The sequence below is a fragment of the Actinomyces sp. W5033 genome (assembly GCF_051303165.1).
In genome coordinates, this window is the sequence record NZ_JBPPGD010000001.1 from 26289 (window position 1) to 49858 (window position 23570).

23 protein-coding genes are annotated in these 23570 nt (G+C 72.3%); 13 read left to right on the forward strand and 10 right to left on the reverse strand.

Annotation, left to right across the window (positions count from 1 at the left end; genetic code table 11):
• Positions 1-94: 94 nt before the first annotated feature.
• Together ACSJJR_RS00110 and ACSJJR_RS00115 are read right to left on the reverse strand one after the other, a co-directional pair.
• Positions 95-1720: an esterase gene (locus tag ACSJJR_RS00110; RefSeq protein ID WP_435941486.1), complete on the reverse strand. Its 1626-nt coding sequence runs from the start codon at positions 1718-1720 to the stop codon at positions 95-97.
• Between the two features lie 164 nt (positions 1721-1884).
• Positions 1885-2982 (reverse strand): DUF3097 family protein, encoded by a 1098-nt coding sequence (locus ACSJJR_RS00115; RefSeq protein ID WP_435941487.1) that lies wholly within the window; start codon positions 2980-2982, stop codon positions 1885-1887.
• 143 nt (positions 2983-3125) lie between these two features.
• On the opposite strand from ACSJJR_RS00115, the gene hrcA reads away from it, so the two are divergent.
• Positions 3126-4175, forward strand: a complete 1050-nt coding sequence (gene hrcA, locus ACSJJR_RS00120) for a heat-inducible transcriptional repressor HrcA (protein WP_435941488.1) — start codon at positions 3126-3128, stop codon at positions 4173-4175.
• A 57-nt stretch (positions 4176-4232) separates the two neighbouring features.
• On the forward strand, positions 4233-5360 hold the full coding sequence (dnaJ, locus tag ACSJJR_RS00125) for a molecular chaperone DnaJ (RefSeq protein ID WP_435941489.1): 1128 nt from the start codon (positions 4233-4235) through the stop codon (positions 5358-5360).
• A gap of 102 nt (positions 5361-5462) precedes the next feature.
• On the opposite strand, the gene ACSJJR_RS00130 is transcribed toward dnaJ, so the two are convergent.
• Complete coding sequence (locus tag ACSJJR_RS00130) at positions 5463-6236, reverse strand: YggS family pyridoxal phosphate-dependent enzyme (protein WP_435941491.1); 774 nt, start codon at positions 6234-6236, stop codon at positions 5463-5465.
• An 84-nt stretch (positions 6237-6320) separates the two neighbouring features.
• On the opposite strand from ACSJJR_RS00130, the gene ACSJJR_RS00135 reads away from it, so the two are divergent.
• A complete protein-coding gene (locus tag ACSJJR_RS00135) occupies positions 6321-7160 on the forward strand; it encodes a 16S rRNA (uracil(1498)-N(3))-methyltransferase (protein ID WP_435941492.1) in 840 nt (279 codons plus the stop codon).
• A gap of 465 nt (positions 7161-7625) precedes the next feature.
• Here ACSJJR_RS00135 and ACSJJR_RS00140 read toward each other — a convergent pair whose 3' ends face one another.
• The 3 genes from ACSJJR_RS00140 to ACSJJR_RS00150 all read right to left on the reverse strand — a co-directional run bounded on the left by ACSJJR_RS00140 (position 7626) and on the right by ACSJJR_RS00150 (position 9220).
• Positions 7626-8291: a nitroreductase family protein gene (locus ACSJJR_RS00140; protein ID WP_435941494.1), complete on the reverse strand. Its 666-nt coding sequence runs from the start codon at positions 8289-8291 to the stop codon at positions 7626-7628.
• Positions 8292-8381: 90 nt separating this feature from the next.
• A complete protein-coding gene (locus ACSJJR_RS00145; RefSeq protein ID WP_435941495.1) occupies positions 8382-8753 on the reverse strand; it encodes a hypothetical protein in 372 nt (123 codons plus the stop codon).
• A gap of 122 nt (positions 8754-8875) precedes the next feature.
• Entirely contained in the window at positions 8876-9220 is a 345-nt protein-coding gene (locus ACSJJR_RS00150; RefSeq protein ID WP_435941496.1) for a DUF6941 family protein, read from the reverse strand.
• A 281-nt stretch (positions 9221-9501) separates the two neighbouring features.
• Here ACSJJR_RS00150 and ACSJJR_RS00155 point away from each other — a divergent pair, with 281 nt between their 5' ends.
• The 9 genes from ACSJJR_RS00155 (at position 9502) to ACSJJR_RS00195 (ending at position 18099) form a co-directional block, all read left to right on the forward strand.
• A complete protein-coding gene (locus tag ACSJJR_RS00155; RefSeq protein ID WP_435941497.1) occupies positions 9502-10113 on the forward strand; it encodes a TetR family transcriptional regulator in 612 nt (203 codons plus the stop codon).
• Between the two features lie 56 nt (positions 10114-10169).
• Positions 10170-11003, forward strand: coding sequence for an ABC transporter ATP-binding protein (locus ACSJJR_RS00160; RefSeq protein ID WP_435941746.1), 834 nt, complete (start codon positions 10170-10172; stop codon positions 11001-11003).
• Positions 11000-11746 (forward strand): ABC transporter permease, encoded by a 747-nt coding sequence (locus ACSJJR_RS00165; protein ID WP_435941499.1) that lies wholly within the window; start codon positions 11000-11002, stop codon positions 11744-11746. The genes ACSJJR_RS00160 and ACSJJR_RS00165 overlap by 4 nt, the downstream gene beginning before the upstream one ends.
• Positions 11747-11818: 72 nt before the next feature.
• On the forward strand, positions 11819-12970 hold the full coding sequence (locus ACSJJR_RS00170; protein ID WP_435941501.1) for a PhoH family protein: 1152 nt from the start codon (positions 11819-11821) through the stop codon (positions 12968-12970).
• Positions 12967-13425, forward strand: a complete 459-nt coding sequence (gene ybeY / locus ACSJJR_RS00175) for an rRNA maturation RNase YbeY (protein ID WP_435941502.1) — start codon at positions 12967-12969, stop codon at positions 13423-13425. The genes ACSJJR_RS00170 and ybeY overlap by 4 nt, the downstream gene beginning before the upstream one ends.
• The gene (locus tag ACSJJR_RS00180; RefSeq protein ID WP_435941503.1) at positions 13422-14687 is read left to right on the forward strand and encodes a hemolysin family protein; all 1266 of its coding nucleotides are present in this window, start codon (positions 13422-13424) and stop codon (positions 14685-14687) included. The genes ybeY and ACSJJR_RS00180 overlap by 4 nt, the downstream gene beginning before the upstream one ends.
• A gap of 116 nt (positions 14688-14803) precedes the next feature.
• Positions 14804-15070, forward strand: a complete 267-nt coding sequence (locus tag ACSJJR_RS00185) for a hypothetical protein (RefSeq protein ID WP_435941504.1) — start codon at positions 14804-14806, stop codon at positions 15068-15070.
• A gap of 89 nt (positions 15071-15159) precedes the next feature.
• The gene (gene era / locus ACSJJR_RS00190; RefSeq protein WP_435941505.1) at positions 15160-16233 is read left to right on the forward strand and encodes a GTPase Era; all 1074 of its coding nucleotides are present in this window, start codon (positions 15160-15162) and stop codon (positions 16231-16233) included.
• A gap of 15 nt (positions 16234-16248) precedes the next feature.
• Positions 16249-18099, forward strand: a complete 1851-nt coding sequence (locus ACSJJR_RS00195) for an alpha/beta hydrolase family protein (RefSeq protein WP_435941506.1) — start codon at positions 16249-16251, stop codon at positions 18097-18099.
• A gap of 43 nt (positions 18100-18142) precedes the next feature.
• Here ACSJJR_RS00195 and ACSJJR_RS00200 read toward each other — a convergent pair whose 3' ends face one another.
• The 3 genes from ACSJJR_RS00200 to ACSJJR_RS00210 are packed head-to-tail and all read right to left on the reverse strand — an operon-like array spanning position 18143 to position 20072.
• Positions 18143-18367: a helix-turn-helix transcriptional regulator gene (locus ACSJJR_RS00200; protein WP_435941507.1), complete on the reverse strand. Its 225-nt coding sequence runs from the start codon at positions 18365-18367 to the stop codon at positions 18143-18145.
• Entirely contained in the window at positions 18367-19224 is an 858-nt protein-coding gene (locus tag ACSJJR_RS00205; RefSeq protein ID WP_435941508.1) for an ABC transporter permease, read from the reverse strand. Before ACSJJR_RS00205 ends, ACSJJR_RS00200 begins: the two co-directional genes overlap by 1 nt.
• The gene (locus tag ACSJJR_RS00210) at positions 19221-20072 is read right to left on the reverse strand and encodes an ABC transporter ATP-binding protein (RefSeq protein ID WP_435941509.1); all 852 of its coding nucleotides are present in this window, start codon (positions 20070-20072) and stop codon (positions 19221-19223) included. Before ACSJJR_RS00210 ends, ACSJJR_RS00205 begins: the two co-directional genes overlap by 4 nt.
• A gap of 322 nt (positions 20073-20394) precedes the next feature.
• Between ACSJJR_RS00210 and leuA the strand changes: the two genes are divergently transcribed.
• A complete protein-coding gene (leuA, locus tag ACSJJR_RS00215) occupies positions 20395-22173 on the forward strand; it encodes a 2-isopropylmalate synthase (protein WP_435941510.1) in 1779 nt (592 codons plus the stop codon).
• Positions 22174-22351: 178 nt separating this feature from the next.
• On the opposite strand, the gene ACSJJR_RS00220 is transcribed toward leuA, so the two are convergent.
• The gene (locus ACSJJR_RS00220) at positions 22352-23257 is read right to left on the reverse strand and encodes a hypothetical protein (RefSeq protein WP_435941511.1); all 906 of its coding nucleotides are present in this window, start codon (positions 23255-23257) and stop codon (positions 22352-22354) included.
• Between the last annotated feature and the right edge of the window lie 313 nt (positions 23258-23570).

Here is a 23570-nt window from a genome sequence, read left to right on the forward strand (position 1 = left end):
CGCCTGAGACGCCGCTCACGCCCGCACAGGTGTCCCGGCCCCGCCCCCTGACCGCAGGGAGCGGGGCCGGGACACCTGTGCGGCGGGGCCGGGCTCACCGTGCGGCGGCCTGCTGCACCCAGGAGATGAAGTTCGACTCAGCGTCGCCCTCGAGCTCGGCCATGGTGTGTCCCTGGCCCCACACGGTCGCGAAGTCCACCTCGTGGCCGGCGGACTCGAGCGCGAGCGCCAGGTTCATCTCCACGGTCGTGGCCGTGTCCCCCTGCCCGATGCCCGAGCGGATGCGCCATGACGGCGCCACCGTGGAGCTGTTCGCCCCCTCGGAGCCCGCCAGGAGGAAGTACATCGGGTTGTACATCTGCTCGCGGGTGAGCACGGTGGTGCCGAGCGAGTCCGTCTCGGCGAGGTCGGAGTCGTAGCCGGCCGAGCCGTAGTCGTCGCACCAGCCGGACAGCGAGGCGTAGGAGGCCTCGCCCGCGGCGATGACGTCACGCGAGACCTGGGAGAAGTGCAACGTCGTCGATCCGACGCCCAGGACCGTGTTCTCCGTCTGGCCGCGGTCGACGCCGTCGAGCGCACCGACATCCTTCGAGGGCGCCCCTCCGGAGGGCGCGGACCCCGAGGGGGCGCCGCCCAGCTCCATGCCGGCCATGGTCGTGCTCGAGGGCGTGTACGGAAAGCTGGTCACCGCCAGGAAGCCGTTGAGCGAGCCCTCGATGACGCCCATGAGGTGCTCGTAGTACGTGCCCGCCAGGAACACGCCCTCCCGCGAGCGCTCCAGGGTGAGCGCGTTGCCGTCGGCGTCGGTCAGGCCGGCACTGTTGACCCACTGCGCGTAGGCCGCCGCCAGGTCCTTGGAGCAGGCCTCGGTCCAGGTGCCCGTGGCGCGGGTGCCGGAGGAGGCGAACTGGCCCATGTTCCACTCGTAGGCGGCGTTGGCCTCGTTGAGGCTCGTGATCGGGCACCAGCACATGGCGCCGGCGACGGCGTCGGACAGGGGGCTGCCGTCCTCGTCGGTGGTGGCCGCGCCGATGGCCGCCAGGTACGGCGTGTACAGGGCGCTGTCGCCGGAGGCGCCCATGACGGCGGACTGCGCGCCGCCACCAGAGTGGCCGAAGACGTAGACCTGCTCGGTGTCACCGGGCAGGCGGGAGGCGTTGTAGCGCAGGTAGCGCACGGCGGCCTTGAGGTCGGTCACGCCCCACGGCGCGTTGCCGGCAGCGTCCTCGGACGTCGAGTCCTTGCCTCGCAGGCCGGCCACGACGTAGATGAGACCCGCCTCCATGTAGGCCTTGACGGTGGAGTAGGAGTACTCGCTGAGGGGCGACTGCGCGCAGTAGCCGGGGGTGTTGACCGGAATGACGATGGGGGCGTTCGCGCTCGTGCAGGCGCCGACCGAGCCCTCGGCGGGGGTGAGCGTGTAGGTGCCGTCGCCGTTGTCCTCGGCCGTGACATAGGCGCCGGGGACGAACACGGACAGGGTCTCGTAGGCGGTGTCCTGGATGGAGGAGCCGTAGGCGAGCCCCATCTGGTAGTAGACACCGCCCTGGGAGTCGTAGGACCAGGCGGCCGTGTCCAGCGCCAGGGAGGCGTCGGTGGGCTCGAGGGCCCGGGAGGACGCGAGCGTCGTCGTGCTGGTGGAGGCGCCGCAGGCGGCCAGGGACCCGAGCAGGGCGGCGAGTGGGATGGTCTTCAGGACGAGTCGGCGTGAGACGTTCATGATGGTGCGGGGCCCCTTCGTAAGCGCCCGCCGACCTGACCTGTGCGCCCGGGTGGCGCCGGTCCTGTGGCGGCTGTGGGCTCCACTGTGCGGACGCGTCCTGAGGGCGACGCTTGACGTTGTTGTGCGTCTGCTGTGAACGAGGGGGGAGGTGGCGGGGGCGCTCAGCGCGTGCCGGGAGCGGTGACGAAGTCGATGAGCTCCTCCATGCGTCCCAGCAGGCTCGGCTCAAGGTCCTTGTAGGTGCGTACCGTGGCCAGGATGCGCTGCCATCCGCGGGCGATGTCGGCCTGGTCGGCGTGCGGCCATCCCAGGGCCCTCAGGGTGCCGTGCTTGATGTCGGTGCCGCGCGGGACCTGGGGCCACGCGCTGAGCCCCACGCGCTCGGGCTTGACGGCCTGCCACACGTCCACGTAGGGGTGTCCCAGGACGAGGACGTTGTCCCCGCCGGGCATGGTGCGCACGCGCTCGGCGATGCGCGACTCCTTCGAGCCCGGAACCAGGTGGTCCACGAGCACCCCGGCCCGCCGCTCGGGGCCGGGACCGAACTCCGCCATGACCTGCTCGAGGTGGTCCACGCCGTCGAGCATGAGCACGACGACGCCCTCGTGGCGCAGGTCGTCACCCCACACCTTCTCGACGAGCTCGGCGTCGTGCTTGCCCTCGACCCAGATGCGTGAGGCCCGCGCGACCTTCGCCCGGCCGCCCCCGACGGCGTAGGAGCCCGAGGCGGTCAGCCTCCTGCCGGCGGCGCTGACGGGCCCGGTGGGCGGTGCCGGGCGGGCGACGGGAGGGTCGAGGATGACGGGACGCCCGTCGATCCAGAAGCCGGGGCCGAGGGGGAATCCCCGGCGGGTGCCCGTACGGTCCTCCAGGACGACGACGTGGCGGCCGCCGGACTTCTCCACGGCGACGGCGGCGCCGACGAAGCCGGTCTGGCGGTCCTCGACGACGAGCCCGTGGCTGACGGGCACGTGGACGGACTCGGGGCGCACCGCGTGGGGGCCCAGACGGTGGGGGTCGGCGCTGAGGACGTCGGCGCCGTAGCGGTCTGACGCGCTGGGGCGGGCGGGTGGGGCGGCCTTGGCGCGGCGCCGCTCCAGGGGGGTCATGGCGCGCCTGCCGTCGGAGCGCATGGCCTCCTGCGCGCGGGCGGCCTGCTCGCGCAGGGCGGCCCGCCTGGCCGCGGTCGATCCGGGCACGGGTGCGGCGCCCCGCACGGGCACGGGCGTGGCGGCTGAGGGGCGTCGGGGCGTGTTCACTCAGGGCACGGTAGGGGAACCTCACGCCCAGGGGTGGCCTGACCCGCCGGGCCCCGGCGTAGGATGGCACTCACACCATGAGAGTGCTAACCGTCCGGCGCGCCGGACGGACCACCACCAGGACGACGCGGAAGGAGAACCCTATGGCCGACGACCGCCGCCTCAAGGTCCTGTCCGCCATCGTCACCGACTTCGTGCGCACCCGTGAGCCGGTGGGCTCACGTGCCCTGGTTGAGCGCTACCAGCTCGGGGTCTCCCCAGCGACCATCCGCAACGACATGGCAGCCCTTGAGGACGAGGGCTACATCCAGCAGCCCCACACGAGTGCCGGGCGGGTGCCCACGGAGAAGGGCTACCGCCTCTTCGTTGACCAGGTCGCCCGCCTCAAGCCCCTGTCGGCCCCGGAGCGGGCAGCCATCACCGCCCTGCTCACCGGCGAGGCGGACCTGGAGCAGGTCGTCGCCCGCACCGTGCGCGTGCTCGCCCAGCTCACGGGACAGCTCGCCGTCGTCGAGTACCCCAGTCTCAGGCTCACCTCCCTGCGCCACCTCGAGCTCGTGGCCCTGGGACCCACCCGCATCCTGCTCGTCATCATCACCGACACCGGCCGCGTCGAGCAGCGCACCGTCGTCATGGACGGCGAGGTCGTCAACCTCCCGGCCCTGGAGCACCTGCGCCTGCGCCTGAACGCCGCCCTCGTGGGGTGCCGCGCCGCCGACGTCGTCCCCGTCCTGGAGGCCCTGGGCGAGCAGGCCCCGGCGCAGGAGCGCGTGCTGCTGCGGGCCGTGACCGGCGCCCTCGAGGACGCTCTGCGTCCTGACGCGGAGGAGCGCCTCGTCGTGGCCGGGACCGCGAACCTGGCGCGCTCCACCCCGGACTTCTCCTCCCTGGGCCCCCTGCTTGACGCCGTCGAGGAGCAGGTGGTGCTGCTGCGGCTGCTGGCCGACGGCGGCGCCCCGGCCTCACGCGCCGCGGGCGACGGCATGCGCGTGTCCATCGGCTCGGAGAACCACGACGACGCCCTGGCGGAGGCGAGCGTCGTCTCGGCCTCCTACCGGGCGGGCTCCCAGGACGCTGTCGCCCACCTGGGTGTCATCGGCCCGACCCGCATGGACTACCCGGCGACGATGGCCTCCGTGCGCGCGGTCGCCCGCTACCTCACCCGATTCCTTGCGGGGTCTGCTCCTGAGTGAGCCGCTCCCGCCTCCTAGCGAACGCATGCTGATGAACACGAAGGACGAGCCCCACCTGTGAGCGACTACTACGAGCTGCTGGGCGTGAGCCGACAGGCCACCGCCGACGAGATCAAGAAGGCCTACCGCAAGAAGGCCCGCCAGCTTCACCCCGACGTTGCGGGCCCGGGCCACGAGGACGAGTTCAAGGCCGTGTCCGTCGCCTACGACGTGCTGTCGGACGCTGACAAGCGCCGGATGTACGACCTCGGTGGCGAGGACGCGCTGCGCGGCGGCCCCGGCGGCTTCCCGGGCGGGGACTTCTCCGACCTGGGTGGCATGTTCCAGGCCTTCTTCGGCGGCGGCCAGGGCCGGGGCCCGGCCTCGCGGGCACGTCGCGGGCAGGACGGGATGGTGTCCGTGCCGGTGACGCTGGCGGACGTCGCCTTCGGTGCGACCAAGAGCGTGCAGGTGGACACCTATGTCCAGTGCGCCACCTGCCACGGCTCCTGCTGCGCGCCTGGCACCTCCCCGGTGCAGTGCACCGGCTGCAACGGCCAGGGACAGGTCCAGCGGGTCCAGCGCTCCTTCCTGGGCAACATCATGACGAGTGGACCGTGCCCCGAGTGCGGCGGCTACGGCACGAAGATCGTCACGCCCTGCCAGGACTGCGCGGGCGAGGGGCGCAGCCACGTGCGCCGCGACATCGAGATCCATGTGCCCGCCGGCGTCTCCACGGGCACACGCCTGCGCCTGTCGGGCCAGGGGGAGGCGGGCGTCGGTGGGGGACCGGCCGGCGACCTGTACGCCATCATCCAGGAGGAGCGGCACCACAGCCTCGAGCGCGACGGCGACGACCTCTACACCGAGCTGCGTGTGCCGATGACCGCTGCCGCCCTGGGCGCCCGGTTCTCCGTCGAGACCCTGGACGGCGACCAGGAGGTGACGGTGCGTGCGGGCGCCCAGACGGGTGACGACATCCGCCTCGACGGGCTGGGCGTGGGGCGCCTGCGCCGCAAGGGCCGTGGCGACCTGCACGTCGTGCTCACCGTCGAGACGCCCACCCGGCTCACCGACCGCCAGAAGGAGCTGCTTGAGGAGCTGGCGGCCCTGCGCGGGGAGGACGGCTTCGTCGCGGTCGAGGAGGGTCTGCTCGACCGCATCAAGAACGCCGGCAAGGGTGGCAGGTCGCGCAAGCACCGCTGAGTCCGGGGCCCGCCGTCCGACGGCGGGCCGTGACGTCGGCCGCTGACGGCGGCCCGGGGCGCCGAGCCTGGGCGGGGCCCGGGTGGCGCTGCCGGCGCGTCCTCAGTTGCCGTCCCGACGGCCGGGCCAGTACATGCTGTCCGGGGTGGGGCGCCGCCCGAAGACCGCCTGACCCACCCTCACGCAGGTGGAGCCGTGCTCGACAGCGAGCTCGAAGTCGCCGCTCATCCCCATCGACAGCTCGCCGTCACCCACGGTGCCGGCCTGCAGGCCCGCGTCGCGCAGATCGCGCATGAGCCGGAAGCAGTCAATGACTCGCTCGCGGTCCTCGGTGTGGGCGGCCAGCGTCATGAGCCCGCGCACCCTCAGTGAGGAGTAGGCGGGCAGGGCGGCGAGGAAGGCGGGCACGGCCTCGGGCACCAGCCCGAACTTCGTGTCCTCACCGGAGGAGTTGACCTGGACGTAGACGTCGAGGCCGCGCCCGGCGGCCTGCAGGCGCCGGTCGAGGGCCTCGGCGACGCGCAGGGAGTCCAGTGCCTGGAACTCGTGGGCGAAGGCGGCGACGTCCTTGGCCTTGTTGGTCTGCAGGTGGCCGATGACGGCCCAGTGGATCGCGAGGTCCGCCATGGCCCGGGCCTTGCCCAGGGCCTCCTGGACCTTGTTCTCACCCATCTGGGTGACCCCGGCCTCCCAGGCGGCCCGCAGGCGGGGCTCGGTGACGGTCTTGGTCACGGGCAGGAGCCGGATGCCGGCGCCGTCGCGTCCGGCGCGTGCGGCAGCGGCGTCGATGCGTGCGCGCACCGCCGCGAGGTTGGCGGCGATCTCGGCGACCGTCTGGGCGTGCGTGGGGAAGGGACCGGGCTCGCGGGCGCTCATGGCAGGCGACGCTAGCACCATGCCGCGGGGACGCCGGGCCTGGGGACGCCGGGCCGCGGACGCCCGACCCGTAGGCTGTGGCCCGTGACCGCACCCGTCTTCATCCTCACAGCCGACGCCCTCGCGCCCGCCGGGGCCGCCGCCACCGCGCAGACAGGCGCTCTGCTCGTCCTCACCGGGCCCGAGGCCCGGCACGCGGTCACGGTCCGGCGCCTGCGCCCCGGTGAGCGGGTGGACCTCGTCGACGGCGAGGGGCTCAGGCTCGTGTGCGAGGTGACAGACCCCGGGGTCGGGGGAGCCAAGGACCGCCTGGGCGTGCGAGTCACCGAGCGCGTTGAGGAGCCGGCCCCGCCAGTGCGCCTGGCCCTGGTGCAGGCCCTGGCCAAGGGCGGGCGGGATGAGCAGGCGGTCGAGACGGCCACAGAGGTCGGTGTCGAGCTCGTGCTGCCCTGGCAGGCGAGCCGCTGCGTGTCCGTGTGGAACGGGCCGAGGGCCGCCAAGGGCCGGGCCAGGTGGGAGGCGACGGCGCGCGAGGCGGCGAAGCAGGCCCGACGCGCCCGGGTGCCGCTCGTTGAGGACCTGCGGTCCACCGCCCAGCTGTGCGCCTGGGTGTCGCGGACCGTGGAGGCTGGGGGAGTGGTCCTCGTGCTGCATGAGGAGGCCGCGGCCCCGGTCGGCGGGGTGGTGCTGCCGGCCGCGGTGGGGGACGCGGAGGTGCACGGGGCCGCACGCGCAGGCGACGAGGGGCCCGTGGTGCTCGGCGTTGTCGTCGGGCCCGAGGGCGGCATCAGCGGTGAGGAGACGGCGGCGCTGGAGGCAGCGGGTGCCTCGACGGTGCGCCTGGGGCCCCACGTCATGCGCACGGCCAGCGCCGGGCCGGTGGCACTCGCGGTCCTCGCCCAGCGCGCCGGCCTGTGGGGCTGATGCCGGGGCGTGTCCAGGTGCTGGTCGGCGCTCGGGGCTGCTGATGACGGCGGTGCGCGTCACCGCCGGCGGTGCGTGATGCCCGGCTTGCACGCTCATGGTTCCGGGGGCCGTATGCGAACCGCGTGATCCCGCGGTTTTGCGGATCCGGTGTGCGCATTCCCGTGGCTCCCACGTGCGTACGTGACACCGACGCACATGGGAGCCACGGCGGTCCTTGCCGCGCTCAGATGACAACCCCGGAAGGCCAACGAAAACCCGGATCGCTGAGCACATGTGATCACCATGAGCGTGCCCCTGGGCCTCGGGCCGGCCCGGCACGGAGGCCTGCGCGGGCGCCACCCGGCCTCGGTGTCTGCACCCGTTCATCCCGTCATGACCTTGGGGGCGGGCTGGTGACCTCATATGTGAGGAGCGCGCCATGGGCGTCAGTCGCCGGGGAGGGCGCGGCTCCGTGGGGCGAGGTCAGTCGGTCCAGGTGAAGGTGCCGGGGCCGGCGCCGACCTCGACGTGGTACTTGACGATGCCCCGGTCCTGGAGCGCGTAGGCGCTCTCCTCGCAGCGGATCGTCACCTGGCGGTCCCGGCCGGTGAGGGTGAAGGCCTGCTTGCCCAGGGCGGTGGGGGCGAGCAGGGCCGCCTCGACGCCCTGGGCGAACCACGCCGGGGTCTCACCGTCGTAGGTGGCGACCTGCTCGGGCCGCTTCGAGGCGTGCGGGCGGCCCTGGGTGGCGCCGTAACCGAGGGCGACGACTGCGGGCACCCGGCCCGTGGCACCACTGGCACGGGCAGCTGCCTTGGGGGAGAAGGTCCCGCCGACCCACCACGTGTTGAGGTCGAGCTCCTGCGCGGTGAGCATGAGGCCCGCGCCGGCGTGGCCGAGGCGCTCATCGAGGTCGGGCGCGTCCGGTCCGGACATCACCAGGCAGTTGCGCACGCTGCGGGCGCGCACCGGCCCCCACACGGGACCGAAGACGCGCGCGCTGCCGGTCAGCAGGCGGATGTCGGTGCCGTGGGAGGCGTTGGCATCCGTGATGTGCGAGCGCAGGGTGGCCACGAGGTCGTCGGGCAGGGGCGTGTCGAGGTACTCGCGTACCACGTGGCGCTCACGCATGGCAGTGGTGACGGGCATAAGAGCGTGCTCCATTCGCGCGGGGTGCGGTCAGTCTACGGAGCGCGCCCGGCGTCGGACAGGGCCGGGCGAGTCCACCGGTCCTGGTGATCAGGCCCCTGCGCCTCGTCGGGCGGTGTCGACCAAGGCCTTGGCCTCCTTCAAGGTCAGGCCCGTGCGCTCGTGCACCATCTTGATGGCGAGAACTGGGTTGTCGGTGGCGAGGGCGGTCTCCTCCAGCGTCAGCCCCGCCCCGTTGGCGGGAGGCGATGACGGTGTGAACGGGGTACCAGGGTTCCCCACCGCCTGCGCTCCGAGCGCGCGGGCCGCGTCAATGGCGCGCTTGGCGCTCTCGTCGGCGTTGGCCGGCTCACTGGGCGGGGCGACCGGTACCCGGGGCGCGTGGGCCTGATGAGAGGGCCGGTCCTCCTGGTGGCGCCCGAAGAGCCAGGACAAGAGGGAGGATCCGTCCTCGTTGGTCATGGCCCGGAGGCTACCGTGAGCGCGTAGAGGCGATGACCTCCGATGAGCACCGTCGGGTTGAGTGATCACGCACGTGCCGAGCGAGTGGTCTCCAGCCCTGTGCGTGCCTGGATCGTGGGGTCCTAGGTCGAGGTGAGTGTGAAACGCAGCGAGTGGCGCAAGGTCGGCAACAGCTTGGCGAGGTAGGGCTCGTCGTCACTGTGGATGTGCAGCTGACGGCACAGGTCGGTCAGGGGGAGGTCTGCATCGACCACGATCGGATCCTCGCCCGGTGAGATGAAGCGGATGGTCAGGTTGACCCATTCCCTCTCGGCCTCGTCGCACCGGATCCGCCCTGCAACGGCGAACCATGCACGAGCCGGTAGGGCCTGCGCCTCCATCCGGGTGAAGGAGGCTCCGACCGTTGTCAGTCGATCGCCCTGGATCGACACGTCGTCCGCGAGGAAGGCGCAATCGAGCCCAAGCATGCCTCGAGACTACTGAGCAAAGCGTGTCCACAAGGACCATGGTGAAGGGCATTGTGGCGGTGGAGGTCCTGACTCGGGGTCATCAGAGCCTGCTGGGAGCGCCCGCCCAGCTGAGGCGGAGGTGGGTGGTGTTCTCTGGTCATGTGCGACCATCACGAGTGTGTCATCGGTGCGGTGCGCGGTCGCCGTACCCGTCCCCGTTTGTCCCAGGAGGCCCGTATGTCTGTTCCCCTCGGTCGCACGGGTGCCACGAGCGCGCCCACCGCCGTCGGGAGCCCTGCATGAGCCCCCGCGGACGGCGCCCGGCGGGCAGCCCTGACGCGCGCGAGGCGATCCTCGACGCCGCGCGCACCGCCTTCGCCCGCGACGGCTACAGCGCCTCCCTGCGCGGGATCGCCCGGGAGGCCGGGGTTGACCCGGCGCTCGTCCACCACTACTTCGCCGACCGCGCCACCCTGTTCTCCCAGGCCGTCGTCGGCGACATCGACGGCGTCACCCTCGACCCCTCCCTCGTTGAGCAGGTCCGACGGGCTGAGCCTGAGAGCCAGGGAGCCGCCGTCGTGCGGGTCTTCCTGTCCACCTGGGACCGGATGGGCGGCGAGCGCTTCACCGCCCTCGTGCGTGCGGCACTGGGCCACGAGCGTGTCATCTCCGGCATCCGAGACGTGTTCATCGGCGCGGTCATCGCCCCGCTGGTGGCCTCGCTGGCCCCCGACCGGGCCGAGCTGCGCACCCAGCTCATCGCGAGCCAGCTCATCGGCCTGGGTATGGTCCGCTGGGTCGCGAGGATGTCCGCCGTGCGCGACGCCGAGCGCGAGGACCTGGTTCTCGCCGTCGGCCCCACCGTCCAGCACTACCTCACTGGCGACCTGGGGCTGTGGCACGCGGCCTGATCCGGCCCTGCGAAGGGCTTGCCGGGACGTTGTCGGCACCCTATATTCATCACATGATGAAAAAAGGTGTGGGTGGCCCCGGCCCCCACACGCCCGCCACCGCCCGGACGGCAGGAGCGAGCACCGAGGACGCCGCCCTGCCCGTCGTCGAGGTCCGCGACCTGCGGGTGGCCCGCGGCGGCAAGGAGATCCTCCACGGCCTCGACCTCACCCTCGACCCCGGCACCGTCACGGGCCTGCTCGGTCCCTCCGGCTGCGGCAAGACCACCCTCATGCGCACCCTCGTCGGCGTCCAGCGCTACCGCGGCCGGGTCACCGTCCTCGGCACCGAGCCCGGGCGCCCGGCCGTGCGCGCACGGGTGAGCTACATGTCCCAGGACACGTCCGTCTACCGCGAGCTCACCGGCCGGCAGAACGTCTCCTACTTCGCCCGCCTCGCCGGTGCCCGCGCCCGCAACGTCGAGGAGGTCATCGCCGACGTCGGGCTCAGCGCCCTCATCGACCGGCCCGTGTCCACCTACTCCGGTGGCGAGGCCAACCGCGTGAGCCTGGCCTGCGCGCTCGTGGCTGACCCCGACCTGCTCGTCATGGACGAGCCCACCGTCGGACTCGACCCCCTCACCCGCGAGGACCTGTGGCGCACCTTCCGCACCATGGCCCAGCGCGGCACCACCATCCTCGTCTCCAGCCACGTCATGGACGAGGCCTTCCGCTGCGACCGGGTCCTGCTCATGCGCGACGGGCACCTGCTGGCCTCCACCACCGCGGCCGAGCTCCTCGCCGAGACCGGCGAGTCCACCGTCGACGCCGCCTTCCTGGCCGTCATCACCCGCGCCCGCAGCACTGCGAGGCCAGCAGCGCCCAGCACCCCCGTGGAGGCCGCACGATGAGCCCACGCACCTACCTCGCCGCCACCGCGCGCATCCTCGCCCAGCTGCGCGCCGACCGGCGCACCGTCGCCCTCATCGTCGCCGTCCCCTCCCTCCTGCTCACCCTCCTGTACCTCGTCTACTCCGGTTCCCCGGGCGCCGACCTCCTGTTCAACCGCGTCGCCGTGGCGATGATGGCGATCCTGCCCATGACCGTCCTGTTCCTCGTCACCTCCGTGGCCATGCTGCGCGAGCGCGTCAGCGGCACCCTCGAGCGCCTGTGGACCACTCCCACCCACCGCGCCGACGTCCTCTTCGGCTACGCCACCGCCTTCGTTGCCACCGCGCTCGTCCAGAGCCTCGTCCTGTGCGCCGTGGCCGGCTGGGGCCTCGACGTCACGGTGGAGGCGGGCTGGGGCTGGGTCCTGCTGCTCGCCCTCGTCACCGGCTTCGTCGGCGTGGCCCTGGGACTGCTCGTCTCCGCCTTCGCACGCAGCGAGTTCCAGGCCGTGCAGTTCATGCCCGTCGTCATCGCCCCGCAGCTGTTCCTGTGCGGCCTGCTCGTGCCGCGCGAGGACATGCCCCGACTGCTGGAGGCCATCGGCGACGCCCTTCCCATGAGCTGGGCGGTTGACGCCGTGACCGAGGCAGCGACCTCGACGGAGGTCTCCGTGGACTACGCCAGCCGGCTGGGCCTCCTGCTCGCCTTCGGTCTCGCGGCGCTCACGGTGGCGGCCCTCACTGTCCCGCGCCGCACCCGCTGAGGCCTACGGCGAGGCGGCCGGGACACCCGCCCCGTCCCCGTGCCGCCACCCGCCCGGTAGCATGTGCCCACGATGACGAATCCGCCCATCAGCCCGGTAGCCGCACCTACGGCGGTCGCCTCCCGCAGCCCCCGCTGTGCCGCCACCGCGCCCCGCGCAGCGCACGAGGACGTCACCCGCACCCTCACCCTGCCCGGTGACCTCGCCCCCGTGACCCTCCTGGGCGCCCACGACGAGGTGCTGCGAGCCGTCGAGCGCGGCTTCCCGGAGGTGCGCATCCACGTGCGCGGCACCAGCGTCTGCGTCACCGGCGAGAGCGCCCGCGTCGACATGGTGATCCTGCTCCTCTCCGAGCTCATCGACGTCGCCCGCGCCGGCACGCCCCTGACCGCCGACGCCGTCGAGCGGGCCATCGGCCTGCTCGACGCCGCCGCCCGCCCCACCGAGGTCCTCACCGACGAGGTCCTCACCACGCACGGCCGCTCCATCCGCCCCAAGTCGCTGGGGCAGAAGGCCTACACCGACGCCATCGAGGCCTCGACGATCACCTTCGGCATCGGCCCCGCCGGCACCGGCAAGACCTACCTCGCCATGGCCAAGGCCGTCGACGCCCTGGCCAGGCGCTGCGTCTCTCGCATCATCCTCACCCGCCCCGCCGTCGAGGCGGGGGAGAACCTCGGCTTCCTGCCCGGCTCCCTCACCGACAAGATCGACCCCTACCTGCGGCCCCTGTACGACGCGCTGCACGACATGCTCGAGCCCGACGCCCTGCCCCGCCTCATGGCCGCGGGCACCATCGAGGTCGCGCCCCTGGCCTACATGCGCGGACGCACCCTCAACGACGCCTTCGTCATCCTCGACGAGGCGCAGAACACGAGCCCCGAGCAGATGAAGATGTTCCTCACCCGCCTGGGCTTTGGCTCCAAGATGGTCGTCACCGGCGACGTCTCCCAGATCGACCTGCCGGGAGGGCGCCCCTCCGGCCTCGTGCTCGTGCGCCGCATCCTCGAGGGCGTGGACGACATCAGCTTCTGCGAGCTGGGCAGCGCCGACGTCGTGCGCCACCGCCTCGTCGGACGCATCATCGACGCCTACGCCCGACACGACGCCGAGCGCGCCGCCGCCGAGGCCCTCACCGGGCCGGATGCGCGCCCCCGCTCCGCCGGCCGCCGCGGCCGCACACCCCAGGACTTCCGCACCGCCACCATCAGGAGCCGCGCATGAGCACCGAGGTCAACAACGAGACCGAGGCCGAGATCGACCTCACCGAGTTCTCCGCCATCGCGGAGCACGTGCTGCACCACATGCACGTCAACCCCCGCGCCGAGCTCAACATCCTCTTCATCGACCCCGAGCCCATGGAGGAGCTGCACCTGCGCTGGCTGGACCTGCCCGGCCCCACGGACGTCATGAGCTTCCCCATGGACGAGCTGCGCCCCGGCACTGCCGAGTCCGAGACCCCTGCCGGCACCCTCGGCGACATCGTCATCTGCCCGCAGGTCGCCGCCAGGCAGGCGCTTGAGGCCGGCCACTCCGCCGCCGAGGAGATGCTCCTGCTCACCGTCCACGGCATCCTCCACCTGCTCGGCTACGACCACGCCGAGCCTGAGGAGAAGAAGGAGATGTTCGATCTTCAGCGTACCCTGCTGCTGACCTTCCTCGCGGAGCGAGGTGCATGAGCGCCGCCACCATCTCCCTGCTGCTCGTCACAGCCGTTGTCACCCTGGCCTGCGGAGCGCTCCTGTCCGCCGGGGAGGCGGCACTGACCCGCATGACCCGAGCCTCCGCGGAGGACCTCGTGGAGCAGGGGCGCCGCGGCGCGGGGCGCGTCCTCGACCTCGCCGGCCGGCGCAGCCAGGTCCTGGCCTCCGTCGGCGCGGTACGTGTGGGCGTGGACATGCTCGCTGCGGTCCTGCTCACCCTGGCCGTCTCCGGCCTCATCACGCCCTGGTGGGCGGTCCTGCTGGTCTCGGTGGCCGCCAACGCCGTCCTGCTGGGGCTCGTCGTCGGCATCTCCCCGCGCTCCCTGGGACGGCGCAACCCGAGCAGCACCCTGCTGGTCCTTGCCGGCGTCCTGGACCGCGTGGACGCCCTCGGAGCACCCTGGCGCTGGTTCGACGAGCGCTTCGGGCGCGCCTCCACCCTGACCGACGCCGAGGCCCTGGCGGAGGTCACCGAGGACCTGCGGGAGATGATCGACGAGATCGGTGAGGCGGAGTCCATTGAGGACGAGGACCGCGAGATGCTGCGCAGCGTCGTCGAGCTGGGCCAGACCCTCGTGCGTGAGGTCATGGTCCCGCGCACGGACATGGTCACCATCAACGTGGACGAGCCCGCCAGCGCCGCCATGCGCCTGTTCACCCTCTCGGGCTACTCGCGTGTGCCCGTCGTGGGTGAGGACGCCGACGACGTGCGTGGCATCGTCTACCTCAAGGACGTCCTGCGGCGCCTGGCAGACCACCCCGAGCACGCCGAGCGTCCCGTCCTCGGTTTCGTGCGTGAGGCCACCTGGGTGCCGGAGATGAAGGCCGCCGACGACCTGCTGCGTGAGATGCAGACCGGTCACGTCCACATGGTGCTCGCCGTGGACGAGTACGGCGGCACCGCCGGCCTCGTGACCATGGAGGACCTGCTCGAGGAGGTCGTCGGCGAGCTCCAGGACGAGCACGACCACGCCGAGCCCGAGGTCGAGGACCTGGGGGAGGAACGCTACCGCGTGCCCGCCCGCCTGGGGCTGGCCGACCTGGGTGCGCTCTTCGACCTGGAGATCGACGACGACGACGTGGACACGGCCGGCGGGCTGCTGACCAAGGCGATCGGCCGTGTCCCCCTGCCCGGCGCCACCGGCCGCGCCCAGGGCCTGGAGCTCGTCGCCGACGAGGCCACCGGCCGCCGCCGGCAGGTCACGAGCCTCATCGTCAGCCGCGACACCGAGGAGTAGCGCCCCTGGACGCCCGCGCACCCGGGTACCGGGGACGTTCTGGCGCGACGACGGGCATGAGGCACCCCCACCTGGGTGTTTGCCCTGCCCCAAGGCCAACCCTGTTGACTGGCGGGATGACCAACCGACTGACGCTGCCCGCCTACCTGGTCGCCAGCGCCGCCTCCTTGTTCGGCAACGCGGCGATCGGCGTCGTGCTGCCGTGGCTGGTGCTCGAGCGCACCGGCGACCCGGCGCTGGGCGTGCTGGGAGCGTTGTTCGACGGCCCCGTCACGGACTCGGGGAGCGACAAGGAGGGCTTCCGCATCGTCAGCACCTTCGGCCGTGAGACGCCCAGCCAGCTGCGCCTGGCACGGCTCATCAGTGAGCGCCTGGACGGCTGACCGCGAGGAGATGCCCGGACCGATACCATCACTGGCGCGGCGCCCGCCGCACGAGCAGGCCCACGGGCCCGGACCACCTAGGAGACGCTGTGACCCACGACCTCTTCCGCTTCCCCTCCGACGACGAGCTCATGGACGGGCCCAACGCCTTCGACGACGTCGACGAGACCGGTGAGCCCGACGGCGGCGACCGGACTGAGGCCCTGCCCTCCTCCGCCCGCGCCGACATCGTCGTCCCCGAGGTGCCCGAGGGCTTCCGCGCCGGCTTCGCCTGCCTGGTCGGACGCCCCAACGCGGGCAAGTCCACCCTCACCAACGCCATGGTCGGGCAGAAGGTCGCCATCACCTCCGGGCGCCCCCAGACCACCCGCCACAACGTGCGCGGCGTCGTCCACCGCGACGACGCCCAGCTCGTCCTGGTCGACACCCCCGGCCTCCACCGCCCCAGGACCCTTCTGGGCAAGCGCCTCAACGACCTCGTGCGCGAGACCCTGGCCGACGTCGATGTCATCGTCCTGTGCGTGCCCGCCGACGAGAAGGTCGGTCCCGGTGACCGCTTCATCGCGCGCGACCTCGCCGACGTCCACCGCCCCGTCGTCGCCGTCGTCACCAAGGCGGACACCGTCAGCCGCGAGGCCCTGGCCGCCCAGCTCCTGGCTGTCAACGACCTGGGCGACTGGGCCGACGTCGTGCCCGTGTCCGCGCTCAAGGGGGAGCAGGTCGATGTCCTCGAGGACGTCCTCATCAGCCACCTGCCGCCCTCCCCTCCGCTGTACCCGACCGGTGAGGTCACTGACGAGCCCCAGGCCGTCATGATCGCCGAGCTGGTGCGCGAGGCGGCCCTCGAGGGCGTGCGTGACGAGCTGCCCCACTCCCTGGCCGTCGTCGTCGACGAGATCGTGGACCCCCGCACCGACACCACGGGCTCGCGCGTCAAGGGCACCGGCAGCCGGCTTCAGGTGCGTGTGAGCCTCGTCGTCGAGCGCGACTCCCAGAAGGCCATCATGATCGGCAAGGGCGGCTCGCGCCTCAAGGAGATCGGTGTCGTATCCCGCAAGGGGATCCAGGCGCTGCTCGGCCGGCCCGTCTACCTCGACCTGCACGTGCGCACCTTCAAGGACTGGCAGTCCGACCCGAAGGCGCTCGCCAGGCTCGGCTTCTGACACCGGCCACGCCCCGTGGGACCCCAGGAGCGTGAGCACAGGCGGCGCGAGCGTGCCCAGCGCCGCCAGGCCCGGCGCGCCGACCCGGCCCACCTCAGCCGCCGCGAGCTCGCCGCCGCCCTCAGCTGGCTGCGCGTCGTGCCCCGGCGCGCCTGGAGCCTGCTCGCGCGCCTGTGGCGTGAGGAGCGCGGCCGCCTCGCCGTCATGGCTGCGGGGGTGATCGCCGCCGTCCTGCTCCTGGCCCTCGTCGGCGCCGGGCAGACCGAGATCGTCGGGATCATCACGACGGTGGGCCTGGGGGCGCTCGTGACCGCCGTGTCCTGGGACCACCGCACCGCCGGGGCCGTCGTCGTCACGGTCCTCGCCCTGGCCCTGCTGGGCTCCCTCGCCGGGCCCCGGTGGTCCCCCCAGCCGGCCCGTGACGTGCTCGTGCCCACCACCACGGACACGCGCATCGGGGGAGGGGCCGCCACCGCCGCCGTCGGCACCTACGCCGTGCTCACCACGGAGCTGACCCTCGCGCAAGCCGACGGCACGACGGTCGGCGGCCTGCTGCGTCAGCCCCTGGGAGCCGACGGCAGTGCGCTGACCGGCACCCTCGGCGTCGTCTTCATGCACGGTGCCGGCACCCACACCCGCTACGGCTTCCGCGAGCAGGCCGAGGCCCTGACCAGCGCTGGCGCGACCACCCTCGTCCCGGACAAGCCGACCCAGGGGTACACGCTCACCGAGCGTGACTACGAGCTCATGGCCGACGACTACGCCCAGTCCATCGACTACCTGCGAACGCTGCCCACCGTGGCAGCCAACGGCGTGGGCGTGTACGCCGAGTCCGAGGGCGGCTTCCCCGGGGTCGTCACCGCCGGGCGCGACCCGGGGCTCGCCTTCCTCGTGCTGGCCAGCGCCCCCGTGGTCCAGCTGCGCCAGCAGGCCACCTACGCGGCCGGCACCTACCTGAGCAACGTCGGGGTACCCGAGCCGCTGCTGACGGCGGTGGCCCGCCTGCTGGGCGCGCGCGAGCTGCCGGGTGGGGCCTTCCGCTACGCCGACTTCGACGCCACCTCCTACCAGCAGCGCATCACCGCCCCCGTCCTCATGCTCTACGGCACCGCGGACTCCTCCATGCCCCTCGTCCAGGGGCCCGCGACCATCTGGGACGACATCCAGGTGGCGGGCAACACGCAGCTGACCGTGCGCTACTACGCGGGCGCCAACCACGGCCTCAAGCGTGGCAACAGCACCGACGGCGCCCTCGCCCCCGGTGTGGCCCGGGACCTCGCCCGCTGGGTCACGGGCCTGCCCGACACGGCCCGCGCCGAGCCTCACGTCGCCGGGGCGACCCCGGTGCAGGACTTCTGGGCCCAGGCGCCGGGCCGTGCCCGCTGGTACGCCTCCGGCGACCTCATGCTCGTCGGCATCCTCTCCGGCCTGGCCCTGCTGGCGGCCTCCGGGGCGGGCTGGGTGCTAGGCCAGCTGCCCAGGCTCGTGGGCCGGCGCGGAATGCACCTGCCCGACCCCGTGGGCCGCTGGACCGGCGCCCTGGCCCTGGCCGTGCTGGCGGCCTGGGTCCTCTACCTCGCCTACGTCGCGATGGTGGCGCGCCTGGCCCTGTCCTACTCCTCGAACCCGTGGATCTCCTACGGCGGCTGGCTGGCCGCCCAGCTGACGGCGCTGCTGGCCGTCGTCATCCTCGTCAAGCTCGTCGGGCGGGTCCGCCTTGTGCGCGGGCACGTGCGCCACGGCCGCGACGAGGGCGGGCGCTGGCTCACCGTGCCCGCCGCCTTGGTGCTCACCAGCGCCGTGGTCGGCTCCGTGCTGCTCCTGGCTGCCCTGTCCTACTGGGGGCTGTTCCCCATGCTCCGCTGAGCAGGGCCGCAGCGTGGCGGGCTGCGGGTCGCGGTGGGCGGTCTCAGCCCAGGGGAGGGAAGTCCTCAAGGGAGAAGACGGACTCAACCGGCACGTCGAAGAAGTGGGCGATGCGCAGAGCCAGGTGCAGGGAGGGCGAGTACTCGCCGCGCTCGAGGTAGCCGATGGTCTGGTAGTGCACCCCCAGTGCGTCGGCGAGCTGGCGGCGGCTGACGCGGCGGTCCGCGCGCAGCACGGCGATGCGGTTGTGGACGACGTCGTCTGCCATCACATGCCGGTCTGGGAGCGGGTGGCGGACTGCAGGCGTGCCAGGCTACCGATGCTCTCCTTGCGGAAGGAGCGACTGACGAGGGCGGGGGACACCACGGCGAGCCCGACCAGGGCCCACGCCGCCAGGACCGCCACGGCGGTGCCCGGATGGAAGGCGCCGCCGACCTCCCACGAGGGGTCGCCGACGAGGGCCCAGCGGGTCAGGTGCCCCGACCAGTACGTGGGCATGACCACCTGGATGAGCTGGAGCCAGCGCGGCAGGGACACGACCGGGAAGAAGGAGCCGTTGGTGAGGACCAGCGCCATGACCGGCAGGAAGGTGAGCATGAGGCTGTACATGCCTCGCGCGCCGTAGCCGGCGATGACGCCCAGGGGGGCTGAGGCCAGGGCGGCCAGGACGATGAGGGGCACGCACTTCAGGACCTGCGCGGCGCTGGGCGCCAGGTCGGGCAGGAAGAGCGCGCCACCCAGCAGCACCGCCAGCTGCATCACCATCGTGTGCACGAGGGTGGTGACGGTCTTGCTGATCGTCCACACCAGCGCACCGTGGGGCAGGATGCGCACGCGCAGCAGGGCCCCGCCGACGCGGTCGGTGAAGGTCTCGGAGGCGATCTGTATCGCGATGAGCCCGCCCAGGGCCCCGACGCTGCCTGCGACGAGCATCGTGCCGTAGGCGGTGTGGGCCTCGATGAGCCGGCTGCTCGTCCTGCCGACGGCGACGATGACGCCCGCGGCCAGTATCAGGCTGAGCACGCCGCTGCCCAGGAGAGTGGGACGAAGGTCGGCGACGCTCTGGTGCCACACGGCGCGCGCGAGGGCGCCCAGGCGCGGGCGGCGGTCGGGGCGGGGGCTCATGAGCGGGTCTCCTTGCGTGTCAGGGCGAGGTAGGTCTCCTCGAGCGTGGGGCGGGTGACGGTCAGCTCCGAGATGCTGCCCAGGTCCAGGCTCTGCAGGAAGCGTTCGGGGGTGGGCGTGGTGTGCACGTGGCGGCGGCCGTCCTGGACCCAGGTGATCTCGGCGTCGTCGCTGAGCTGCTCGCGCAGCTCGGTGACTGAGCCGTCGGCGAGGACGCGCCCGTGGGCCATGATGAGCACCCGCGAGGCGAGGCGCTCGGCCTCGGCGAGGTCGTGCGTCGTCATGAGGACGGTGGCGCCGTCGTCGATGCGCTGGGCGATGAGGTCGTGCACGTGGGTGCGGGCCACAGGGTCGAGGCCGGTGGTCGGCTCATCGAGCACGAGCAGGCTGGGGCGTCCCAGCAGGGCCGCCGCGAGATCGACGCTGCGCCGCTGGCCGCCGGACAGGCGTGACAGGCGGCTACCGGCCTGCTCGCTGAGGCCGACCGCCGTGAGAACGTCCTCGACGGTGCTCACGTCGTCGGTGGCGGTCATCTGGATGGACCGGATCCACTCGAGCTGGTCCGCGACGCGCCACTTGGGGTGGTCGGTCCAGTTCTGCTGGACCAGGCCGATGCGCGTCCAGAAGGAGGCGGGGGCGCGACGCGGGTCCGTCCCCAGGACCCTCACGGTCCCCGACTGGGGGGCGAGCGAGCCCAGGAGGTTCTCGATGAGCGTGGTCTTGCCGACGCCGTTGGGCCCCAGGAGGCACACGAGCTCTCCCTGGCGGACCTCCAGGCTCAGCCCGTCCAGGACCGGGGGACCGCCGTAGGTGAAGGTGAGGTTCTCGACGGTGACGATGTCGTTCATGGTCGCGACTTTCGTCGTAGGTACAGGTCTGAAAGTAGTATGTCTACTACCTTCTGTTGTGTCAACGCGACGGGCGGGTGGGTGGATGCCGGCCCGCTTCGCCCACCGGGCAGTGGCGGCGGGCGTCCACCCAGTGACGAGACCTGCGTGCGCGAGGAGATCGCGGTAACGTCGTTCCCGTGCGAACGACGATGAGCCTGCTGCTTAGTCGCCGCGGCGGGGCCTGACCGGGCCGGCGACCCGACCGCGGCTCATCCGTGCTGCCGGCCCCGGGCACGCCCTCCCGTGCCGCCCGCCTGCCACACCGTCGAGGAGAGAACCCATGCGCACCGCCCGCCCTGCCCCCCAGCAGCCCTCCGGCATGCCCTTCACCAAGTACGTCCCCTTCCAGGACACCGTCCTCACCGACCTGCCGGACCGCACCTGGCCCACCAAGCGCCTGACTCGCGCGCCCCGCTGGCTGTCCACCGACCTGCGCGACGGCAACCAGTCCCTCATCGAGCCCATGGGGCCCGAGGCCAAGCGCGCCCTGTTCGACCTGCTGGTGCGCATTGGCTTCAAGGAGATCGAGATCGGCTTCCCTGCCGCCTCTCAGACGGACTTCGACTTCGTGCGCTCCCTCGTCGATGACGACGCCATCCCCGAGGACGTGACGATCAGCGTCCTGACCCAGTCCCGCGAGGACCTCATCGACCGCACCCTCGACGCCTGCGTCGGTATCCCGCGCGCCACCGTCCACCTGTACAACGCCCTGTCGCCCCTGTTCCGTGAGGTCGTCTTCCGCATGGGCAAGGACGACGTGCGCGAGCTCGCCATCGACGGCACCCGCATGGTCATGGCCCGCGCCGAGAAGGTCCTCACCGAGGACACCATCTTCGGCTTCGAGTACTCCCCGGAGATCTTCGTCGACACCGAGCGCGACTACACCCTTGAGGTCTGTGAGGCCGTCATGGACGTGTGGCAGCCGGAGGCCGAGCGCGAGATCATCCTCAACCTTCCCGCCACCGTCGAGCGCGCCACCCCCAACGTGTACGCGGACCAGATCGAGTGGATGAGCCGCAACCTCTCGCGCCGTGACGTCATCGCCCTGTCGCTGCACAACCACAACGACAGGGGCTCCGGCGTGGCCGCCGCCGAGCTCGGCCTGCTCGCCGGCGCGGACCGGGTCGAGGGCTGCCTCTTCGGGCACGGGGAGCGCACCGGCAACGTCGATCTCATCACCCTCGCCCTCAACCTCTTCAGCCAGGGCGTTGACCCCATGCTCGACCTGTCGGACATCGACGCGGTCCGGCGGGTCGTCGAGACCTCCACTCAGATGCCTGTGCCCCCGCGCACCCCCTACGCCGGCGAGCTCGTGTACACCTCCTTCTCCGGCTCCCACCAGGACGCCATCAAGAAGGGCTTCGCCGCCCGCGCCGAGGCGGTCGCCGCCAAGCGCGCCGAGGGGCTCGACGGCGAGGCCGCCGAGACGGCGGTGCCCTGGTCGATGCCGTACCTGCCCATCGACCCGCACGACGTCGGCCGCTCCTACGAGGCCGTCGTGCGCGTCAACTCCCAGTCCGGCAAGGGCGGCGTGTCCTACCTGCTCAAGCAGAAGCGCAACCTCGACCTGCCCCGCCGGCTCCAGATCGAGTTCTCCCGCATCATCCAGCGTCACACCGACACCTACGGCGGCGAGATCGATGCCGAGACGATGTGGTCGATGTTCACCGACGAGTACCTGCCCGCCCGCACCGAGCCGGACACGGAGCTCGAGCCCTGGGGCCGCTTCGAGCTCAAGGGCGCGACACTGACCTCCTCCGGCGACGAGGACTCGATCCTCACGATCACGGTGCGTGACGGCGGCGAGCGCAGGCTGCTGACCGCCTCGGGCAACGGCCCGCTTGACGCCTTCGTCACGGCCCTGGAGCAGACGGGTGTGAGCGTGCGCATCCTGGACTACGTCGAGCACGCGCTGAGCGAGGGCCGTGACGCACGGGCCGCCTCCTACGTCGAGTGCGAGGTCGATGGCCAGGTCCTGTGGGGAGTCGGCATCGACCCGTCGATCACGACCTCCTCCTTCAAGGCCGTTATCTCAGCCGTCAACCGCGCCCTGCGCTGACCCCACCGGCCCCGGCTCCGGCCCACCCGGCCCCAGCCGGCCCCAGCCGGCCAGGCCCCGGCTCCGGCCCAACTCCTCGGTTTGCGCTCGAACGTACGGCCTGTAGCCGTACTCTCGGACGCAAACCGAGGAGTTCGAGGTCTGTTGTGCCGCGTTGGGTGGGGGCAGGGGAGGGGTGTCACACCCACAGGTCCCGCCGCTCAGTGCGTGCTCGGCGGCTGGCGACGGCGAGCGGCATGACCCTCTGCATCCTGCGCACCATCGCCTCCGGGTCGCGCAGGTCCTCCCAGCCGAAGCGGAACACCTGCCACCCGGCGCGGGACAGCCGCAGCTCACGTTGCTTCTCCCGGCGGAAGTCCTCCGCCTCGCGCATCTTGTCGAGCCCGTCGAACTCCCAGCCGACGCGCAGCCTCTCGAAACCGAGGTCCAGGAAGTACTCGTGCCCCTCGACCTCGACACGCCGCTGGCACACGGACGCGGGCAGCCCGGCCGCCGCGGCGCCCCACCGGATCACGCTCTCACCCGGCGACTCCGCAAGCGGGTTGACGAGGGTGAGCGCCGTGCGCGCCCGGCACGCGCCGCGTCGCGGCCCCTGCCGCTCCACCTCCTTGCGAAGACGGGCGACGGCGTCGCCGACGCGCGTCGGTGTCGTGGCTGCCCGTGTCCACCGGTCGGGACGGCACACCATCCTCAACGCCGAGTCGATGATTGGCAACGACTCGCGCACCGGCAGGTCGAAGGCGCAGTCCAGCGCCGTGCGCAAGGGAGTCGTGACGGCCAGGCCGTTGACGACGACGATCTCGTCATCATCGGGCATGACGAGGGACCGGTGGATGACCACGCGGCGGCAGGGCCGGTCACCGAGGCGCACGAAGGGCATGGGCAGGCGTGCCCGGTTGCGTATGGAGGTCACCGCCAGCCGGATGTCGGGCTCGCGCCGGATCGCCGACAGCCCCAGGACCGCGGCTGCTGCCTCGTGCGTGAGAGCGCGGGCCGAGGGCACCTGGTGGAGCGCCGCCGCGCACCGGGCGAGGGTGAGCTGCTGCTGGGCCTGCCAAAAGGGGAGGTCGTCGGCACTGGCCATGTAGGTGCCCCAACCCACGCGTACCAGTCCGGGCTGGGAGCTGAGGTCCCTGACTGTCTTCTCTGAGGTGAACCGGAGCGCCGGCGGCTCTGGCGGACAGGGGTAGTGCTGCGAGGCCGGGCTCATGGCGCCAGGATGCGGAGCCGACGCTGGACCTGCCACAGGCGCAGGACGCGTCTGTGGACAAGCGCAGGCGCACGGTGGTCGGGCGGCTGGCTGTGGAGCCCTGTCCTCTTGGCCCACCTCCTCGGTTTGCGCGCGAACTCCCTGGGGGTTTGCCGTACGTTCGCGCGCAAACCGAGGAGGTGGGCAG

What these genes read in the sequence shown, in the direction of transcription:
- ACSJJR_RS00110 (WP_435941486.1), bottom strand. Translation starts at nt 1,720, where the DNA reads ATGAACGTCTCACGCCGACTCGTCCTGAAGACCATCCCACTCGCCGCC.
- hrcA (WP_435941488.1), top strand. Translation starts at nt 3,126, where the DNA reads ATGGCCGACGACCGCCGCCTCAAGGTCCTGTCCGCCATCGTCACCGAC.
- ACSJJR_RS00130 (WP_435941491.1), bottom strand. Translation starts at nt 6,236, where the DNA reads ATGAGCGCCCGCGAGCCCGGTCCCTTCCCCACGCACGCCCAGACGGTC.
- ACSJJR_RS00140 (WP_435941494.1), bottom strand. Translation starts at nt 8,291, where the DNA reads ATGCCCGTCACCACTGCCATGCGTGAGCGCCACGTGGTACGCGAGTAC.
- ACSJJR_RS00145 (WP_435941495.1), bottom strand. Translation starts at nt 8,753, where the DNA reads ATGACCAACGAGGACGGATCCTCCCTCTTGTCCTGGCTCTTCGGGCGC.
- ACSJJR_RS00150 (WP_435941496.1), bottom strand. Translation starts at nt 9,220, where the DNA reads ATGCTTGGGCTCGATTGCGCCTTCCTCGCGGACGACGTGTCGATCCAG.
- ACSJJR_RS00155 (WP_435941497.1), top strand. Translation starts at nt 9,502, where the DNA reads ATGAGCCCCCGCGGACGGCGCCCGGCGGGCAGCCCTGACGCGCGCGAG.
- ACSJJR_RS00160 (WP_435941746.1), top strand. Translation starts at nt 10,170, where the DNA reads ATGAAAAAAGGTGTGGGTGGCCCCGGCCCCCACACGCCCGCCACCGCC.
- ACSJJR_RS00165 (WP_435941499.1), top strand. Translation starts at nt 11,000, where the DNA reads ATGAGCCCACGCACCTACCTCGCCGCCACCGCGCGCATCCTCGCCCAG.
- ACSJJR_RS00170 (WP_435941501.1), top strand. Translation starts at nt 11,819, where the DNA reads ATGACGAATCCGCCCATCAGCCCGGTAGCCGCACCTACGGCGGTCGCC.
- ybeY (WP_435941502.1), top strand. Translation starts at nt 12,967, where the DNA reads ATGAGCACCGAGGTCAACAACGAGACCGAGGCCGAGATCGACCTCACC.
- ACSJJR_RS00180 (WP_435941503.1), top strand. Translation starts at nt 13,422, where the DNA reads ATGAGCGCCGCCACCATCTCCCTGCTGCTCGTCACAGCCGTTGTCACC.
- ACSJJR_RS00185 (WP_435941504.1), top strand. Translation starts at nt 14,804, where the DNA reads ATGACCAACCGACTGACGCTGCCCGCCTACCTGGTCGCCAGCGCCGCC.
- ACSJJR_RS00200 (WP_435941507.1), bottom strand. Translation starts at nt 18,367, where the DNA reads ATGGCAGACGACGTCGTCCACAACCGCATCGCCGTGCTGCGCGCGGAC.
- ACSJJR_RS00205 (WP_435941508.1), bottom strand. Translation starts at nt 19,224, where the DNA reads ATGAGCCCCCGCCCCGACCGCCGCCCGCGCCTGGGCGCCCTCGCGCGC.
- ACSJJR_RS00210 (WP_435941509.1), bottom strand. Translation starts at nt 20,072, where the DNA reads ATGAACGACATCGTCACCGTCGAGAACCTCACCTTCACCTACGGCGGT.
- leuA (WP_435941510.1), top strand. Translation starts at nt 20,395, where the DNA reads ATGCGCACCGCCCGCCCTGCCCCCCAGCAGCCCTCCGGCATGCCCTTC.
- ACSJJR_RS00220 (WP_435941511.1), bottom strand. Translation starts at nt 23,257, where the DNA reads ATGGCCAGTGCCGACGACCTCCCCTTTTGGCAGGCCCAGCAGCAGCTC.